The following is a 17,695-nucleotide window of genomic DNA, read 5'->3' as shown; positions in this document are numbered from 1 at the left end:
TTCCCCCGGCACGTGGGCTGGCTCGCGAAGCACCTGGCCTGACCTGCCCCGGCAAGCCCCACCCCACCCCGCAGGCGAGATAGTGACTTCGTCCGACGAAGTCACTACCTCGGCGCAACCCATCCGCCGAGGTAGTGACTTCGTCCGTACGGGAGCCGCACGTGTGTTCCCGTAGCGAGCGGCGCTACTCTCTGCGCAAGGCTTCACCCGCGCGCACCTGCGCCCGCATCCGACGGAGGACCCGTGCAGTTCGACCTGCCGATCGTCGAGCTCGCCCCGGCGGCACCACCCGCCACGGACGAACCCTCCGGCTTCGAGGAGTTCTGGGCCGACGCCGTCGCCCGTTCCCACGCGGCCGACGTCGTGCCCGAGCTGGAACCGGCCCTCCCCGGCGCCCTCGGCCTGGTGGCGGACGGCGTGACCGTCCGCGGCGTCGACGGCCACCCGCTCCTGGGCTGGCTGGTCCGGCCGTCGTTCGCCGCCCACGGGCTGCCGGTGATCGTCGAGTTCGTGGGTGACGGCGCCGGGCGTGGTCCCGTGAACGCCCACACCCGGTTCGCGGCGGCGGGATTCGCGCACCTCGTCGTCGAGACGCGCGGGCCTGACGACCCGCGCGACCCCCTCAACCGGCACGTCCTCGGCGACGGGCTGCTCGCCCTCCAGGCCGTGCGCGCGATCGAGGGGCTCGACCCGTCGCGCACGGCGGTGATCGGCGCGGGGCAGGGGGCGGCCGTGGCGATCGCGGTGGCGGGTGTGCTGGCCGACATCGCCTGCGTCGTCGCCGAGTCGCCCACCGTGGGCGCGCACCGCGACGCGCTCGTGGCGGCCGCCCGCCGCGCCACGACCCCGGCGCTGTTCACCGGGAACCTCTCCGCACCCGTCTGGCCCGCGACCGACGGCGGTGCCGCCGACCTGGTGGCCGCCTGGGGAGCGCACTCCGACGAGGCCATGGCCGCCATCGCCGGACGGCTCGGCGCCCCGGTCCCGCACGCCGACCGCGTGGTGGGGATCGTCGTGGAGCCGTCCGCCGGCGGCACCCCGGGCGTGCTCACCGACGAGCGGCGCCCGCGCTACCTCGAGTGGGTCCTGGAGCACACGCACCAGTCGGAGTACTTCACGCCGCGCGTGCTGTCCTGACCCCCCTGCCGAGGTAGTGCCTCCGTCGGACGAAGGCACTACTTCGGCGAAGTTCGCCCGCCGAGGTAGTGCCTCCGTCGGACGAAGGCACTACCTCGGCGGAGTTCGCCCGCCGAGGTAGTGCCCTCTCAGCGCAGCGCGGGGCCGGGGGCCACGACGCGGGCCCCGTGGGCCGGCGCCGTGGCGCACCACACCGAGTCGCTGACGCCGCGCGCGGTCCACGTGGCGGCGATCGCCAGGGCGTGCCGGCGAGACCGGCCGAGAGCAGCGACCGTCGGGCCGGACCCCGAGACCATCGCGCCCAGCGCCCCGGCCTCCTGCGCGACGTCGAGCACCTCGGCCAGGTGGGGCCGCAGCGTGAGCGCGGCCTCCTGCAGGTCGTTGTGGAGGGCCGCTCCCAGAGCGATGGGGTCGCCGGCCCGCAGCGCCGACATCAGTGCGGAGTCCATGGCCGGGTCGGGCGCCGGCCCTGTGCCGCCCGTCAGCTCGTCGTAGGCGGCGAACACCCGCGGCGTCGAGAGGCCCTCGGCCTGGACCGCGAACGCCCAGTGGAACTCGCCCCGGGTCATCGCCGGGGTGAGGAGCTGGCCACGGCCGGTCCCCACGGCGGTGTGGCCCATCAGCGGGAACGGCACGTCGGACCCCAGCTCCGCGGCGAGCATCGCAAGCTCCGACCGCGACACCCCGGTGTCCCAGAGCGCGTCGCACGCGACGAGCGCGGCCGCGGCGTCGGCCGACCCGCCCGCCATGCCTCCCGCGACCGGAACCCCCTTGGTGACGTGCAGCGCGACGTCGGCCGGCACGCCCGTGTGCTGGGCGAGCAGGTCCGCGGCACGCCAGGCCAGGTTGGTCGCATCGAGCGGCACCAGCCCGGCCTGCGGCCCGTCGACCGTGAGCGAGACTCCCGCGCCGGGGGCGACCTGGGTGGCCGTGACGTCCTCGAAGAGCGCCACCGCCTGGAAGATCGTGGCCAGCGGATGGAACCCGTCCTCCTGGACCGGTCCCACGCGGAGCGACAGGTTCACCTTCCCGGGCGCGCGGACGCGCACGGACGGCGGCGGAGCGGCCGCGAGGTGCGGCCTCACGCGCGGCTCCGGTTGTCCGACGTCGGCGGCTGGTCACCCTGGTCCGCCGGCTCGCCACCACGGGTCCGCTGGGCGCGGTCCACCCGGGACGCGCGCGCGAGGCTCGGCGAGGCGTTCGCCCGGGGAGCCACGGCGCCGTCGGGCAGCTGCTCCGCGATCCGCGCGAAGGCCTCGACACCCAGCGTCTCCCCGCGGGCGCCCGGGTCCACGCCCGCGGCGCGCAGCGCGGCCTCGGCCGCCGCCCCCGACCCGAAGAGGCCGGAGAGCGCCGCCCGCAGCGTCTTGCGGCGCTGCGCGAACGCGGTGTCGATCACGGCGAACGTGGCCTTGCGCGACGCGGTGGTCTCCGGCGGGTCTCGTCGCTCCAGGTAGACCAGGGCGGAGTCGACGTTCGGGACCGGCCAGAAGACCTTGCGGCCGATGGTGAGCGAACGGCGCGCCGACGCGTACCAGGCCGCCTTCACCGACGGGACGCCGTAGATCTTGGAGCCCGGGACGGCGGCGATCCGGTCGGCCACCTCGGCCTGCACCATGACGAGCACGCGCTCCAGCGAGGGAAACCGCTCGAGGAAGGTCAGGAGCACCGGGACGGCCACGTTGTACGGGAGGTTGGCCACGAGCGCCGTGGGCGGCTCGCCAGGCAGGGTCTTCACGTCCAGCGCGTCCGCGAGGACCACCTCGAGGTCGGCGTCGGGCAGGTGCTCGGCCACCGTGCCGGGGATCTGCCGGGCCAGCACCGGGTCGATCTCCACGGCGACGACCGAGGCGCCCGCCTCGAGCAGGCCGAGCGTCAGAGAGCCCAGACCGGGCCCGATCTCGACGACCCGCTCGCCCGGCTTCACGCCCGCGGCGCGCACGATCTTGCGGACGGTGCCACCGTCGTGCACGAAGTTCTGGCCCAGCGTCTTCGTGGGCCGGACGCCCAGACGCCCCGCCAGGTCGCGGATCTCCGCGGGACCGAGCAGGGCGCCTGAGGTGTCGTTCATGCCGGTGAGCCTATCCGCTCAGCGATCTCCGGGCTTCGCCGGAGCCGGGCGGGGGCAGGCCGGCCGTCGGTCAGTACCAGCCGACCGACTCCGAGTGGTTCCACGCACCGCACGGCGTGCCGTAGCGGCCGGCGATGTAGTTGAGACCCCACGTGATCTGCGTAGCGGGGTTGGTGCGCCAGTCGGCAGCGACCGTCCCCATCTTGGAGCCGGGCAGGGCCTGCGGGATACCGTAGGCGCTCGACGTCGGGTTGGCCGCCAGGTGGTTCCAGCCGGACTCCCGCTGGAACAGGCTGTCCAGGCAGGACCACTGGCTCCCGGTCCAGCCGCGGGCCGCGGCCAGCTGCTGGCCGATCTCGCGGTTGGAGCCGGACATCACGGGACCGGTCGAGGTCGACGTCGACGTCCTGGTGGACGTCGTGGTGGGCGCCGGAGCAGCGGGGCGCTCCTTGGTGCCCTCGACCACGACCTTGGTCACCGGTGCCTGCGTGACCTCGTCGGTGAGCAGCTCGCGCGTCTCCTCGACGCCGTCCACCGTGGTGACGCGCTCGACGACCGTGCGGACGCCCTCGGCGCCCTCCTGCTCGACCTTCGCGCCCAGGTCCTTGTACCGCTCGCCGTCCTGGCGGGTCTCGGTCTCGAACGGCAGGGCGCTCGTGGTCGTGACGTCCGACGTCTCGACGCGCCGCACCACGACGGCCACCTCGGCGGAGGCTGCGGCCTCGGCGGCGGGCTCGGTCGCGGCAGCCTCGGGCTGAGCCTCCGGCGCCTCGGCGGCCGGGGCCTCTGTCGCCTCGGTCGTGGTCGCCTCAGCGGCGGCCGCCGCGGCGTCCGCGATCGCGGGCACGGCGGAGGTCGGGGCGACGTGCACCCGGTCGTCGGCGTCGAGCTCGACCTTGAGGTCGGCGAGCACGCCGTCGACCGTCTCGGCACCCTTCTCGGAGACGTGGGTGGCGCCGTCGACCACGACGGCCACGGGGCCGTCGGCGTCCAGACGGAGCGGGAGCGACGCGCGGTCACCGGAGCGGGAGGCGACGAGGCTCACGTCGGTACCGCGGTCGGCGAGGGTCTGCAGGGCCTCGGCGGCGTCCACGACGGTGAGCCAGACGTCGCTGTGCTCGCCGTCGGCGGCGACGGTCACCTGGCGGCCGTAGCGGACCACGATCTCCGCGCCGTCGGACAGGTCGGTGCCGGGCGCGGGCGCAACCAGGTCGCGTGCGCCGGTGCGGACGCCCTCACGGGCCAGGAGCCCGGAGACGGAGCCGGCGTAGGTGGAGACGGTGGTGGTGGTGCCGTCGATGTCGAGAGTGACGGTCTTGTGGGCCCCGGCGTGGGCCACGGTGCCGGACACGACGAGCGCGCCTGCGGCGATGCCGGCCACGAGGGGCCAGCGGCGGCGCTTCGGGGCGTCGCCAGGGGTCTCGGAGGGGTGATCCGTCGGGACGGTGGTGGTCGAGCCGGAGATCTGCTGCTCAGAACGGTTGTTCACTCGGGTCCAGTCTTCGGACTTCCCGGGCACGGGCGGTGGGACGGGCGGCCCCGAGGGGCAGTCCTTCCACGGCCTGCCGTCGCCTGCCCCGAGGGAGCTGGCGACCGCGACGCGCCCGAGGGCGCGGCCGTGGTCCCGACCGGCCGATCCGGCGGTCTGAGCACCGGGCGCGGGACCTGCAGGAGCGAGCCGCGACCGGTGCTGTCCCGCAGCCGTCGGGCCGACGTGGCATACACCACAGTCGGCCCGACGCCCACAAAGACACCCGACCGTAACCGATCTGTTACCGATCGGCCAACCGGATCCGGCTGTGGTGTCGCTCACGACGTCAGAGCAGACCGAGCTTGGCGGCGCACGCGGGCCACTGGCCCCAGCCCGAGCGCTGCTGCAGGATCTGCGCCCGCATGGTCTGCTCGCCCGCCGAGGCGTCCGACGGCAGACCCGACCCGCCGACCGAGTACCAGGTCGACAGCGAGAACTGGTACAGGCCGTAGTAGCCGTTGCCCGTGTTCGTGGCGGGGTTGCCACCCGACTCGCACTGCGCGAGCCGCGCCCACACGTCACCGAGGTTCACGGGCGCGGGTGCCGGGGCCGGCGTGGCCTGCTGCGGCGCGGTGGCCCGCGGGGCGGCGGGCCTCGGGGCAGGCGGCGGCGGAGGCTTGGGCCGTTCCTTGGTGCCCTGCGCGAGGATCCGTTGCACCGGTTCGCGCGTCACCCCGTCCGAGACGAGCGTCCGCGACTCCTCGGCACCGTCCACGGTCGTGACCGAGTCGACCCGCGTGCGCTCGCCGTCGGCGCCCTCCTGGACCAGCGCGGGCGCGAGGTCCTCGTAGCGGTTCGGGTCCTGCCGCGTGACGGTCTCGAACGGGATCGCCGTGACGGTGGGAACGTCCTCCGTCACGACCCGCTGCACCACGACCCGCACGGTCGGGGCGCCCGGGGCGACAGCACGCTCACGGACCACGCTCACGCGGTCGTCCGCGTCCACGGTGACGCCCTGGCGGTCGAGCAGCTCCTCGACGGTGGTGCCGCCGTCGGGCACCGTGCGCGTGGCGCCGTCCGCGACCAGGGCGACCGGGCCGGTCGCATCGAGGCGGAGCGACATGGCGAGGCGGTCGCCGAGCCGGGACGGGACGAGCCGCGCGCGGGAGTCCCGGTCGGCGAGCAGGTCCAGGCGTGCCAGCGCCTCGTCGGCGTCGAGCGACGCGAGCGTCACGTCGGTGCGCTCGCCGTCGATCTCGACGGTGACGTCGTGGGCGTAGCGGACCACGACGAGGCCCCCCTCGCGCAGGGCGTCCCCGGCGGCGGGGGTGACGACGTCGCCCTCGCCCGTGGTGATGCCCTCCTCGGCCAGCAGGCCCGACACGTCGCCGCTGTACGTGGCGACCGTCCGGAGCTCCCCGTCCACGTCGATCGTCACCGTCTTGTGGGCGGCGGTGTAGGCGTACGCGCCCGAGCCCACCAGGCCCAGCACCGTCACGGCGGCGACGATCGCAGGCCAGCGGCGTGAGCGGCGGGGGGTGGGCGGGGGCCCGGCGGGAGCGTCCGGCGCTGCGCTCCCCGGGGCTGCGCCGCCGGGGGCTGCGGTACCCGGGGGTTGGTCACCCGGGGACGCCTGACGGGAGAAGATCTCGGTGATGCCGAGTGCGGGGGTCTCGACGGCCCGGGCGGTGGTGCCCGGGACGGCGCCGGCGGGTGCCGGGTGCGGAACGTTCACGCTCGTCCAGTCGTCGTGCTGTCCGGGCCTCGGGGGCCGGGGCCGACGACGCGATGCGTCGCCACCGCGCCCGGAGACGCGGTCCCGACCAGCCGATCCCGGCGGTCTCGACCGAACGTAACCCGTTCGTTATCGTGCGCCAACCCCAGGAGGGGCGCTATGACGGCATTGAGGAGGCAGATCCCATAAATCCCCGAGAACCGCCCCCAGGGGGCCGGTTCTCGGCCGCGGGGGCGGTGCTCGTTCCTCAGGGGCGAGCGCTCACCACGGCAGCAGCCCCGCACGGTCGATGAAGGTCCCGGGCACCTCGTCGCCGACGCAGGCCGTCACGATCGCGTCGGTACCCTCCGTCACCGTCTGGTGACCCGCGTGCCCGTTGAGGTCCGTCGCGGTGAAGCCGGGGTCCACAGCGGTGACGCGCACGTCCGGGAGGCCCTTGGCGTACATGACGGTGATCATGTTGAGCGCCGCCTTCGAGGAGGGGTAGACCAGTGCCACGAGCGTGGACTCGAAACGTTCCGGGTCGTTCGTGACGCCGAACGAACCGAGGCCGCTCGACACCATGACGAGCCGCGGGCGGTCCGACCGGCGCAGGAGCGGCAGGAACGCCTGGGTCACGCGGACCGGGCCGAGGACGTTGACGCCGAAGACGGGCAGGAAGTCGGCGGGAAGGGTGTCGGCCACGTCCGCCTCCCGCTCGCCCGCGCCGGCGTTGTTCACGAGGACGTCCAGCCCGGTCCCGGACGCCTCGACGACGGCGAGCGCCGAGCGGACCGCCGCGTCGTCCGTGACGTCGATCGCGACGGGGCGCACGTCGGCGTCCGGGTCGTCGGCCCGGAGGGCGTCCGCGACCTTCTCCCCGGCGGCCAGGTCGCGGGCGCCGATCCAGACGGTCGCGCCGAGGGCGGCGAGGCGGCGGGCGGCCTCGCGGCCGAGGCCCCGGGTCGCGCCGGTGATGAGGATGGTGGTGGGTGCTGTGGTCATGCCGCTACCGTCGCGGTCCCCGGCACCCGTGACCAGGGCCGGCTGATCGTGGGACCGGCGGTACCACCCTCCTCGGTTCCGGCGGTCCGGAGGGCGGGGCATGCTGGGGCGGTGGCCATCAACCGGCAGGAGCTCGGCGTGACGCTCCGCCGCGCCCGCGCACGTATCCAGCCCGAGGACGTCGGGCTCCCGTCCTCCGCCCGACGGCGGACGCCCGGCCTGCGCCGGGAGGACGTGGCACAGCTCGCCGGCATCTCGGTGGACTACGTCGTCCGCCTGGAGCAGGGGCGCGGGCCGGTCCCGTCCGCCCAAGTGCTGGGGGCCCTCGCGCGGGCGCTGCGCCTCGACCAGGCGGGCCGCGACGAGCTGTTCCACCTCGCTGGGTCGGCACCGCCCGGGCCGGGGACCATCGCCCTGCACGTGCGGCCGAGCGTGCTGCGCCTCATCGACAGGTTCAGCGACCTCCCCACCCTGGTGCTCAGCGCCAAGGGCGACGTGCTGGCCTGGAACGCCATGGCCCTGGCCCTGCACGGCGACTGGACCTGCCTGCCCCCCGAGCGCCGGAACCTGAACCGCCTGCGGTTCCTGCCCGACCCGGCAGATCCCTGCCTGAGCACGGTGGGCGACACCGAGTCGGAGCAGTCGGGCACCGCCGCCCGCTCAGTGGCGGCCCTCCGCGCCGCTGCCGCGCGCTACCCCCGCGACCCGGGTCTGGGGTCGCTGCTCGCCGACCTCCGGGCCGGGTCAGCCGAGTTCGGGGCGCTCTGGGAGGCGGGACGCGCCGGCGGGTGGAGCTCTCACCGCAAGACGGTGCTCCACCCGGCCCTCGGGCCGCTCACCCTGGACTGCGACACGCTCCACGTGCCCGACGCCGACCAGCTCGTCATCGTCTACTCGGCCGCACCGGGAACGCCCGAGGCCGAGGCGCTCGCCCTGCTCCGGGTGATCGGGACGCAGGACGTCGGTCAGTACCAGCCCACGTCCACCGAGTGAGCCCACGCCCCGCAGGGTGTGCCGTACCGGCCCGCGATGTAGCCGAGCCCCCACGTGATCTGGGTCGCGGGGTTGGTCTGCCAGTCGGCGCCCGCGGTGGCCATCTTGCTGCCCGGTAGCGCCTGCGGGATGCCGTACGCCGAGGAGCTCGGGTTGTCGGCGTTCCAGCGCCAGCCGCTCTCCTTCTGCCACAGCTTGTCGAGGCAGGCGAACTGGTCGTCGCCCCAGCCGCGGGCGGCCGCCAGCTCCTTGCCGATCGCGCGGGCGGACCCCGGGTCCACCGGCGCCGTCGAGATGTCCATGGTGCCGACCACGACGACCTCGTTCACGGGCTCACGCGTGACCTCGCGCGACACCTCCGACCGCTCGATCACCGCGCCGCCCATGACCTTGACCTCGTACGTGATCACCGCTTCGCCGGCCCGGCCCCTCGTCCGCACGGCCCGGTAGCCCTTCGGCAGCGAGGAGTTCTCGACCTCCTCGATCCCGAACGGCAGCACCTCCGTCACGGTCTGGCCCTGGTGCGCGCCGCGGTTGACGAGGACGACCATCCCGTCGACGGCGGCCGCCCCGAGGGGAACCGACGTGGCGTCGCCCTCGGCCAGCGTGATCCCCGCCTCCGCCAGGACCGCCTCGACCGTCGGCTTCGTGGTGTGGAGCGGCAGCACGGCGCCGTCCACGGCGACCTGCACCGTCTTGAGCGTGGAGACGCGCACCGGCTCGCGGTCGAGGAACGAGCTTCGCGACGCCGTCGCCAGGGCGCCCTCACCGCGCGGGCCCATGACCGACAACAGCTCGCCGACCGTGTGCGCGGTGGTCAGGACCGAGAGCGGCTGCCCGTCGATCTCGATCATCACCTCGCGGCTGGTCCGCACCACGATGGTGCCGTCGTGCCGGGCGACGCTGTCGGGCGCGGGCTGGACCGTGTCGGCCCGCTCCACCTCGATGCCCTGCGACGCGAGCGCCTCCTGCACCGACGAGCCGTACACCCCGACGGTCCGCACCTCGCCGTCGTAGTCGATCGTCACGGTCTTGGCCTGGGTGGCGAACAGCGCCGGGACCGCCACGAGCGACGCGATGACGACCGCCTGGACCGACAGGCGGGCGCGCCGCGTCTCGAGCCAGGGCCGGGGGCGGGACGCCGGCTCGGGCGGCGCCTCGAGGGCCTCACTGCGTCGCGTGCGGGAGCTCGACCGCTCGGGCGCGGGCTCGGCCTCCACCGCCGAGAGGGGAAGATCGGTCCGGACCGGCGTCGCTGCCGCCAGGGCCGCTGTCTGCGGGCCGCGGGACCCGGCGCGCAGCTCACGACGCGACTTCGGGGTCTGCGACGCCGGGCCCTGCGGGCGGTCGAGCGTCACGGAGTCCACGAGCACCAGACCGTAACCGAACCGCGACCTTCTGCAAAGCCCGCCGGACGGGTTATTACGAGCCATACCGGGGCTGACAGTGGCCATTCTCTCCCTTTGCCCGCGCGGCGAGCCCGGCCTGGGTCGGCGTCGGGCCGCCGCCAAGGTCGGCGTCAAGGTCGGCGCCAAGGCCCGGCGCCGGGCCGGCGCCGGGCCCGCCCGGGCCGCGCCCGGGCGCGGGCTACCAGGCGCCGTAGACGCTCTCGGAGGTCTCCGAGATCGTGGCGCAGAGCGCCGCGAGGTCGACGTCCAGGACGTCCGCCATCGCGCGGACGGTGTGCGCCGCGGCGAAGGGTGCGTTGGGCTGCCCGCGGAACGGGTGCGGGGTCAGGTAGGGCGCGTCGGTCTCGACGAGGACCAGCTCGCGCGGCACGGCCCGGAGCGCGGCCCGCAGGTGGTCGTTGGCCTTGTACGTGACCGGTCCGGCGAACGACAGGAACCAGCCGTGCTCGGCGCACAGCCGCGCCATCTCCTCGTCCCCCGAGAAGCAGTGGAAGACCGTGCGGTCCGGGGCGCCGTCCGCGAGCAGGACCTCGATGACCTGGGCATGAGCGTCACGGTCGTGGATCTGCAGCGCCAGCCCGAGCTCCTTCGCGAGCGCGATGTGCGCCCGGAACGCGTCGCGCTGCACCTGCTCGCCCTGGGGGCCGGTGCGGAACAGGTCCATGCCCGTCTCGCCGATCGCACGGACGCGCTCGTCGCCCTTGGCGAGGTCCGCGATCTGGGAGATCGCGTCGTCCAGGCCGACGGCGTGCCGGTCGGCCGGCGAGGGAACGAGCCCGTCCGGGCCCACCTCGTCGACACCCGCGTGCAGCGTCGCCTCGTTCGGGTGGATCGCCAGCGCGGCGACGACCCGCCGACGCCGGCTCGCCGTGAGGCGGGCGTCGCCGCTGCCGTCCAGGAGCGCCGCCGTCCACCGCGCCGCCTCGAGGTCGCAACCCACCTGCACCACCCGGTCGACGCCGGCCGCGAGCGCCCGGTCGAGGTGCTCGCCGGGCGACGGCGCGACGGCGTCGCCCGGCAGCACGTGCGCGATCGACTCGAGGTGCGTGTGGTTGTCGACGACGGCGATCGGCAGCGGTTCGGGGTCCGTGGGGAACCCGCGCTCGCGGACGCGCACCACCGGCGTCAGGCGCTCTCGACGCCGCCGAAGCGCTCGCGGAACGCCGCCACGTCGTCGTCCGTGAGCTTGGCGAACAGCACCGGGGGCACGGTGAACCCGGTGCCCGCGGTGACCGCGTCGAGCGCGACGGCGTCCTCCGGGGTCACCCACGTCGCCGTGTCGCCGGGCAGGGCGAAGACCCCGCGCAGGACCGCAGCGGTGTCCGGCACGAACGGCTCGGACACGATCGCGTACACGCGCATGAGGTTCATCGCGGTGCGCAGCGACAGCGCGGCCGCCTCCGGGTCCGTCTTGACCTGCTTCCACGGCTCCTTCTCGACCAGGTACGCGTTCCCGGCCGACCAGAGGGCCCGCAGGGCGGTCGCCGCCTTGCGGTACTCCACGGCGTCCAGGTGCGTCTCCAGCTCCGCGACGAGCCGGGCCACCTCGTCGCCGAGGCGCGCCTCCGCCTCGCCGGGGACCCCGCCGGCGGGCACCGTGTCGCCGAACTTCTTCGCCGAGAACGTGAGGACACGGTTGACGAAGTTGCCGAGCGTGTCCGCCAGGTCCTTGTTCACCGTGCCGGCGAAGTGCTCCCACGTGAACGACGAGTCGTCCGACTCGGGCGCGTTCGCGACGAGGAAGTACCGCCAGTAGTCGCTCGGCAGGATCTCGAGCGCCGCGTCGGTGAAGATCCCGCGCTGCTGCGACGTGGAGAACTTGCCGCCGTAGTAGGTGAGCCAGGAGAAGCCCTTGACGTGGTCCGTCATCTTCCACGGCTCGCGGACCCCGAGCTGGGTGGCCGGGAACATCACCGTGTGGAACGGGACGTTGTCCTTGGCCATGAACTGCGTGTACCGCACGTCCTCGGCCTCGTACCACCAGGACTTCCAGTCGCGGCTCTCGCCCGCCGGAGCCGCGTCGGCCCACTCCTTCGTGGCACCGATGTACTCGATCGGGGCGTCGAACCAGACGTAGAAGACCTTGCCGTCCGCGGCGAGCTCGGGCCACGTGTCGGCCGGGACCGGCACGCCCCACTCGAGGTCGCGCGTGATGGCGCGGTCCTGCAGGCCCTCCGTGAGCCACTTGCGGGCGATCGACGTCGAGAGCAGCGGCCAGTCCTTGCCGTTCTCGTCGATCCACGCCTGGACCTCGCCCTGCAGCTTCGACTGCAGCAGGAAGAGGTGCTTGGTCTCCCGCACCTCGAGGTCCGTGGAGCCGCTGATCGCCGAGCGCGGCTCGATCAGGTCGGTGGGGTCGAGCACGCGCGTGCAGTTCTCGCACTGGTCGCCGCGCGCCTTGTCGTAGCCGCAGTGGGGGCAGGTGCCCTCCACGTAGCGGTCCGGCAGGAAGCGGCCGTCCGCCGGCGAGTACACCTGGCGGATCGCGCGCTCCTCGATGAAGCCGTTCTCCTGGAGCCGGCGCGCGAAGTGCTGCGTGAGCTCGGCGTTCTGCGGGGACGAGCTCCGGCCGAAGTGGTCGAACGACATGCGGAAGCCCGCGTAGATCGACTTCTGCGTCTCGTGGGCCTGAGCGCAGAACTCCGCGACGGGCATCCCCGCCGCGGCCGCCGCAAGCTCTGCGGGCGTGCCGTGCTCGTCCGTGGCGCAGATGTACATGACCTCGTGACCGCGCTGGCGCAGGTACCGCGAGTAGACGTCCGCGGGGAGCATCGACCCGACCATGTTCCCCAGGTGCTTGATGCCGTTGATGTACGGAAGCGCACTGGTGACAAGGTGTCGAGCCATCGCGGGATGCTCCAATTCTTCGGGGTTGCGGGCCGTCTGCGGCCACGACCCATCCTAGAGCCACCGCCTCCACGCCCCGGCGGTTATCCACAGCCCGCTCAGCCCGCCGGCGTCACCCGGACCCGCAGCAGGCGGTCGTCCCCCTCCGCCGGGTCTCCGCGCCCGTCCGTGTTGCTCGTCAGCACGTACAGCTCTCCCGGCCCCGCCACGTGCACCGCGCGCAGCCGCCCGTGCTCCCCCGCCAGCAGCGCCTGCGGCGTGCCGAACCCCGGCGACGCCCCGGCCGCGACGTCGTCGGGCGTCCCCAGCAGCGGCACCCGCCACAGCCGCTCCCCGCGCAGGCCCGCGAGGTACACCGCCTCGTCGGTCACAGCCAGGCCGGAGGGCGACGCGTCCGACGTCGGCCACCACGCCACCGGGTCGGTGAACGCGCCCCCGACCGGCCCTTCCGCCGCCGGCCACCCGTAGTTCTCCCCCGCGACGATCACGTTGAGCTCGTCGAGCGTGCTCTGCCCGAACTCGCTCGCGAACATCCGCCCGCCCGCGTCCCAGCCGAGCCCCTGCACGTTGCGGTGGCCGTACGACCACAGCGGCGAGCCCGGCGACGGGTTGCCCGGCGCCGGGTCGCCGTCGGTCGTGACCCGCAGGATCTTGCCCGCGAGCGACGCCTGGTCCTGCGCGGCGTCGCGCAGCCCGGCATCACCCGTCGAGATGTACAGGTACCCGTCCGGACCCAGCGCCAGCCGGCCGCCGTCGTGGTTCGCCGCCATCGGGATGCCCGTCACCACCGCCGTCAGCGCGCCGAGCACCGTCCCGTCGAGCGTCCCCCGCAGCACCGCGTTGTCGAAGTCGCCCGTGCGGTAGAGGAACACCGTGTCGCCCTCCACGGCCACGCCGAGCAGCCCGGCCTCGCCCTGCGGACGGGTCTCGGCGGCGACCTGGTCGGCGCCCGGCCCCGTCACGTCGTCGACACCGCCGGTCGCCGGATCCACGACCACCAGCCGCGCAGCGTCACGCAGCGTGACGAGCAGCCGCCCGTCGGGCAGCGGAGCCAGCCCCCACGGCACGTCCAGCCCCTCGGCCACAGTCTCCACGCTCGCCTCGACCTCGCCGTCCCAGGCATCGGTGCCCGACGCCGGGGCCTCGCCCCCCGGCGTCGTCCCACCCGGGGCGGTAGTCGCCGAGGGAGACGGGGAGACCACACCGGCCTCCCCTCCACCCCCGGTGCACGCCCCCAGGGCGAGTGCCGCCCCGGCGAGGGAGCAGACCAGGGCGAGCGACCGGCGTCGGGCAGAGCGGTGAAGGGCCACCCAGCCATCCAAGCGCACCCCCGCCGACCCGCACAGGGCAACCTGCCGGACGACGTCGCTGTCTCGGCACGGCGGCGGAGTGGCAGAGTGGACGTATGACCTCCACGGACCTCACAGAGCCCGCAGCCCGGGCGCTGATCGTCGTCGACGTGCAGCCCACGTTCTGCGAGGGCGGCGAGCTGGGCGTCGACGGCGGGAACGCCGTCGCCGACCGGGTCGCGGCCTACGCGGCGGCGCACCGCGACCGCTACGCCGCCGTCGTGACCACCCAGGACTGGCACATCGAGCCCGGCGAGCACTTCAGCGAGACCCCGGACTTCGTCGACAGCTGGCCGCCGCACGGCATCGCCGGCTCGCCCGGCGCGGAGCTGCACCCGGCGCTCGCGGACCTCGCTCCCGACGTCAGTGTGAAGAAGGGCCAGTACTCGCACGGGTACTCGGGCTTCGACGGCGTGGACGAGGGCGGGCGGACGCTCGCGACGATCCTGGCGGAGTCGGGCATCGGCGCCGTCGACGTGGTGGGTCTCGTCGAGTCGCACTGCGTGAAGCACACGGCGCTCGACGCCCGCCGGCTCGGGCTCGACGCCCGCGTTCTCACGGACCTGACGATCCCCGTCTCACCGGAGCAGGGCGAGCAGGCGCGCGCGGAGCTCGCGGCCGCGGGCGTGGCGCTGCTGGACTCATCGTCGGTCTGAGGCCTTCCGAGATGCGCGCCAGACTGCTTCCAGGTCGCTCTCACGAGTCTTAGAGGGACCTGGAAGCAGTCTGGCGCGCATCTCTGCGCCGGAGGGCAGGGTCAGCGCGCCGCCAGCGCCGCCGCGTAGAGGTCGCGCTTCGGCACCCCGGCAGCCTCGGCGACCGCCGCGACAGCCTCCTTGAGCCGTTCGCCCGACGCGACCCGCTCGAGCACGTCGCCCACGAGCTCCTCCGGCGACGCCGCCTCGGTGGGCGGTGCGCCCGCGACCACCACGCAGATCTCGCCGCGCAGGGCACGTTCGCGCGCCTCGGTGGCGAGGGTCGCGAGCGGGCCGCGGAGCACCTCCTCGTACGTCTTGGTGAGCTCGCGGCAGACGGCGGCCGGGCGGTCGGCGCCGAACGCCTGCGCCATCGCGTCGAGCGTCTCGGCGATGCGGTGCGGGGCCTCGAAGAAGACCATGGTGCGCGGCTCCGCGGAGAGGGCCGCGAAGGTGCGGGAGCGGTCGCCGGCCTTGCGGGGCGCGAACCCCTCGAACGTGAACCGGTCGGTGGGCAGCCCCGAGAGCGCGAGGGCGGTCAGCACCGCGGACGGTCCGGGAGCGGCGGTGACGCGCACACCCCGCTCGATCGCCCGGCCCACGACCCGGTAGCCGGGGTCGGAGACGCTGGGCATCCCGGCGTCGGTCACGACCACGACGGTGCCGCCGCCCTCGACGACGTCCAGCAGCTCGTCGGCCCGCGCCGTCTCGTTGTGCTCGTGGTAGCTGACGACCCTGCCACCCACCGTCACGCCCAGCCGCGCTGCGAGCGCGTGCAGGCGGCGGGTGTCCTCGGCGGCCACCACGTCGGCCGACCCGAGGAGCCGCCGCAGCCGCGGCGAGGCGTCCTGGGCGTTGCCGATCGGCGTGGCGGCGAGGACGAGGGCGCCACGCTCCCGGCCGACGACGTCGTCGGCGGCGGCGGCGGCGGCGTCGTCGGCGGCGGCGTCGTCGGCGGCGTCGTCGGCGGCGTCGAGGGCCGTCGTCGTCCCGGCGGGCTCGGTCGGCTCCACCGGCTCGGCGGGTCCCGGAACCTGGGAGAAGTCGGTCATGGAACTCAGGGTCCCACGCCCTATGCTGGGCCGGTGCCTCAGCCTGACGCCGCAGCCCTGAGCTCCACCCCGGACCCCGCCGCGCCCACGCGGCCGGACGACGCCGTGGCGCGCCCACCGGCGACGGACGAGTCCGCCGGGTCGGAGCCGGGCCCCGCCGCCCCCGCCTCGCCCGACGACGGCCTGTCCACCCGCGACCGCCTCCTGCGCGACCTGCTGGGTCACCGCCGCATGCAGCTGGGCACCCTCGCGAGCGACCGGTTCTGGGGGGTCTTCGGCGCCCTGCTCATCACGGCGCTGGCGGCGCTGGTGCGCTTCTACGAGCTGGCGCGCCCGGGGAAGCTGGTCTTCGACGAGACGTACTACGTCAAGGAGGGGTACTCCCTCATGCGCCTCGGGTGGGAGGCTGCGTGGCCCGAGAACCCGAACCCGGCGTTCGAGTCGGGCAACGTGGACTCCTACCTCGACCACCCCGAGTACGTCGTGCACCCGCCGGTGGGCAAGTGGATGATCGCGCTCGGCATGCGCGTGCTGGGCGGCGCCTCCGACCCGATGGCCTGGCGGTTCGCCAGCGCTGTCGTCGGCGTCGTGGCGGTGCTGCTGATCATCCGGATCGCGCGCCGGCTGTTCGCCTCCACGGCGATGGGCCTGGTCGCGGGCCTGCTCCTCGCGGTCGACGGCGGCGCGATCGTGCACTCCCGCACCGGCCTCCTCGACCAGTTCCTCATGTTCTGGGTGCTGGTGGCGTTCGGGTGCCTGGTCATGGACCGCGAGTGGGCCCGACGACGGCTCGCCGACCGTGTCGCCAGCGTGATCGACTCGGGCGGCATCGTCGGCCTGTACGGGCCACCGCTGGGCTTCCGCTGGTGGCGGCTCGCGGCAGCCGTGTCCCTGGGTCTCGCGTGCGGCGTCAAGTGGTCGGGCCTGTACTTCGTGGCGGCGTTCTGCCTGCTCACCGTCGCCTGGGACCTCGCGGCGCGCCGCGCGGCGGGCGTGCGGCGCTGGTTCGAGGACGGCCTCCTGGCCGACGCGCTGCCGGCCGCCCTGGTCATGCTGCCCACCGTGGCCCTCACGTACGTGGCGACGTGGTCCGCCTGGTTCGCCAGCGAGAAGTCCTACATGCGGGCCACCGACACCGGCCTGACCCCGCCGTCGTGGATGCCGTCGTGGGCCCATGGCGCCTGGGACGGCGGCCGCTCGCTGTGGGAGTACCACACGACGATGTGGGGCTTCCACACCACCCTCGAGGCCGAGCACTCGTACGCCGCCCACCCGGCCGGGTGGATCGTGCAGTGGCGGCCCACGTCGTTCTTCTGGGAGCGGCCCGAGCCCGGCCAGGGCGGGTGCCCGGCCGACGCCGTGGAGGCCTGTGCGGCCGCGGTGACCTCGCTCGGCAACCCGCTCCTGTGGTGGCTCGCCGCCCTGGCCATCCCGGCAGCGGTGGGCCTGATCGTGCAGTTCTCCGACTGGCGCGGGCTGGCGATCCTGACCGGCACGGCCGCGGGCTGGCTCCCGTGGTTCGCCTACTCGGCGCCCTTCGCCGACCGCACCATCTTCACGTTCTACTCGATCGTGTTCACGCCGTTCGTGGTGCTGACGCTCACCTACGTCTTCACCGTGTGGCTGGAGGCGACGGAAGGACGACGGCGCGCCAGGCGGGCCGCCGTCGCCACGATCGTCACGATGGTGGTCCTGATCGTGGCCGTGAGCGCGCTGTTCTACCCGCTCTGGACGGCCCAGCCGGTCTCGTACGACTACTGGCACCGGCTGATGTGGCTGCCTCAGTGGATCTAGCCGCCTGCCGGCGCGGCGGGGTGCCCGCCAGACCGCTTCCAGGTCCGTCTACGACTCGCTAGATGTGATGTCCAGGGAGGTTGGTCAGTCGGCTGATCGGTGGCTGGTTTCCGATGGCGCTGTGGAGCCTGTGGTGATTGTAGAAGTGCAGCCACCCG

The 17,695-nt window shown here is 74.2% G+C and carries 14 protein-coding genes; 4 read left to right on the top strand and 10 right to left on the bottom strand.

What is annotated here, in order from left to right; translation table 11 throughout:
* Positions 1–243 precede the first annotated feature (243 nt).
* A complete protein-coding gene (locus D1350_RS23000) occupies positions 244–1,137 on the top strand; it encodes an acetylxylan esterase (protein WP_125778395.1) in 894 nt (297 codons plus the stop codon).
* A 128-nt stretch (positions 1,138–1,265) separates the two neighbouring features.
* On the opposite strand, the gene D1350_RS22995 is transcribed toward D1350_RS23000, so the two are convergent.
* From D1350_RS22995 to D1350_RS22975, 5 genes are all read right to left on the bottom strand, one after another.
* The gene (locus D1350_RS22995; RefSeq protein ID WP_125778394.1) at positions 1,266–2,222 is read right to left on the bottom strand and encodes a 4-(cytidine 5'-diphospho)-2-C-methyl-D-erythritol kinase; all 957 of its coding nucleotides are present in this window, start codon (positions 2,220–2,222) and stop codon (positions 1,266–1,268) included.
* Positions 2,219–3,208 carry a 16S rRNA (adenine(1518)-N(6)/adenine(1519)-N(6))-dimethyltransferase RsmA gene (gene rsmA, locus D1350_RS22990; protein WP_125778393.1) on the bottom strand — a complete coding sequence of 330 codons (990 nt, stop codon included), beginning with the start codon at positions 3,206–3,208 and terminating at the stop codon, positions 2,219–2,221. Before rsmA ends, D1350_RS22995 begins: the two co-directional genes overlap by 4 nt.
* Before the next feature lie 70 nt (positions 3,209–3,278).
* Complete coding sequence (locus D1350_RS22985; RefSeq protein ID WP_125778392.1) at positions 3,279–4,697, bottom strand: aggregation-promoting factor C-terminal-like domain-containing protein; 1,419 nt, start codon at positions 4,695–4,697, stop codon at positions 3,279–3,281.
* 328 nt (positions 4,698–5,025) lie between these two features.
* Positions 5,026–6,414, bottom strand: a complete 1,389-nt coding sequence (locus D1350_RS22980) for a resuscitation-promoting factor (RefSeq protein ID WP_240644297.1) — start codon at positions 6,412–6,414, stop codon at positions 5,026–5,028.
* Between the two features lie 261 nt (positions 6,415–6,675).
* A complete protein-coding gene (locus tag D1350_RS22975; RefSeq protein WP_125778391.1) occupies positions 6,676–7,398 on the bottom strand; it encodes an SDR family NAD(P)-dependent oxidoreductase in 723 nt (240 codons plus the stop codon).
* Between the two features lie 111 nt (positions 7,399–7,509).
* Between D1350_RS22975 and D1350_RS22970 the strand changes: the two genes are divergently transcribed.
* Positions 7,510–8,391 (top strand): helix-turn-helix transcriptional regulator, encoded by an 882-nt coding sequence (locus D1350_RS22970; protein WP_125778390.1) that lies wholly within the window; start codon positions 7,510–7,512, stop codon positions 8,389–8,391.
* Here the strand turns inward: D1350_RS22970 and D1350_RS22965 are convergent.
* The 4 genes from D1350_RS22965 to D1350_RS22950 all read right to left on the bottom strand — a co-directional run bounded on the left by D1350_RS22965 (position 8,364) and on the right by D1350_RS22950 (position 13,957).
* The gene (locus D1350_RS22965) at positions 8,364–9,758 is read right to left on the bottom strand and encodes an aggregation-promoting factor C-terminal-like domain-containing protein (RefSeq protein WP_240644296.1); all 1,395 of its coding nucleotides are present in this window, start codon (positions 9,756–9,758) and stop codon (positions 8,364–8,366) included. The genes D1350_RS22970 and D1350_RS22965 overlap by 28 nt on opposite strands.
* A gap of 220 nt (positions 9,759–9,978) precedes the next feature.
* Positions 9,979–10,920: a TatD family hydrolase gene (locus D1350_RS22960; RefSeq protein WP_125778388.1), complete on the bottom strand. Its 942-nt coding sequence runs from the start codon at positions 10,918–10,920 to the stop codon at positions 9,979–9,981.
* Between the two features lie 5 nt (positions 10,921–10,925).
* On the bottom strand, positions 10,926–12,647 hold the full coding sequence (gene metG / locus D1350_RS22955; RefSeq protein ID WP_125778387.1) for a methionine--tRNA ligase: 1,722 nt from the start codon (positions 12,645–12,647) through the stop codon (positions 10,926–10,928).
* 98 nt (positions 12,648–12,745) lie between these two features.
* Positions 12,746–13,957 (bottom strand): PQQ-dependent sugar dehydrogenase, encoded by a 1,212-nt coding sequence (locus D1350_RS22950; protein WP_164545294.1) that lies wholly within the window; start codon positions 13,955–13,957, stop codon positions 12,746–12,748.
* 95 nt (positions 13,958–14,052) lie between these two features.
* Between D1350_RS22950 and D1350_RS22945 the strand changes: the two genes are divergently transcribed.
* On the top strand, positions 14,053–14,652 hold the full coding sequence (locus D1350_RS22945) for an isochorismatase family protein (RefSeq protein ID WP_125778386.1): 600 nt from the start codon (positions 14,053–14,055) through the stop codon (positions 14,650–14,652).
* Positions 14,653–14,753: 101 nt separating this feature from the next.
* Here the strand turns inward: D1350_RS22945 and rsmI are convergent, their stop codons facing one another.
* Entirely contained in the window at positions 14,754–15,743 is a 990-nt protein-coding gene (gene rsmI / locus D1350_RS22940; RefSeq protein WP_125778385.1) for a 16S rRNA (cytidine(1402)-2'-O)-methyltransferase, read from the bottom strand.
* Between the two features lie 33 nt (positions 15,744–15,776).
* On the opposite strand from rsmI, the gene D1350_RS22935 reads away from it, so the two are divergent.
* Positions 15,777–17,537: a dolichyl-phosphate-mannose--protein mannosyltransferase gene (locus tag D1350_RS22935; protein WP_240644294.1), complete on the top strand. Its 1,761-nt coding sequence runs from the start codon at positions 15,777–15,779 to the stop codon at positions 17,535–17,537.
* Positions 17,538–17,695: the final 158 nt, after the last annotated feature.

Origin of the sequence: Antribacter gilvus, assembly GCF_003946865.1 — a bacterium.
GTDB classification, from domain to species: domain Bacteria; phylum Actinomycetota; class Actinomycetes; order Actinomycetales; family Cellulomonadaceae; genus Antribacter; species Antribacter gilvus.
This window is presented reverse-complemented; position numbering and strand designations above follow the sequence as displayed.

Excerpts from the sequence above, each read along its gene's own strand:
- rsmA (WP_125778393.1), bottom strand. The coding sequence starts at position 3,208 with ATGAACGACACCTCAGGCGCCCTGCTCGGTCCCGCGGAGATCCGCGAC.
- D1350_RS22975 (WP_125778391.1), bottom strand. The coding sequence starts at position 7,398 with ATGACCACAGCACCCACCACCATCCTCATCACCGGCGCGACCCGGGGC.
- metG (WP_125778387.1), bottom strand. The coding sequence starts at position 12,647 with ATGGCTCGACACCTTGTCACCAGTGCGCTTCCGTACATCAACGGCATC.
- D1350_RS22945 (WP_125778386.1), top strand. The coding sequence starts at position 14,053 with ATGACCTCCACGGACCTCACAGAGCCCGCAGCCCGGGCGCTGATCGTC.
- rsmI (WP_125778385.1), bottom strand. The coding sequence starts at position 15,743 with ATGACCGACTTCTCCCAGGTTCCGGGACCCGCCGAGCCGGTGGAGCCG.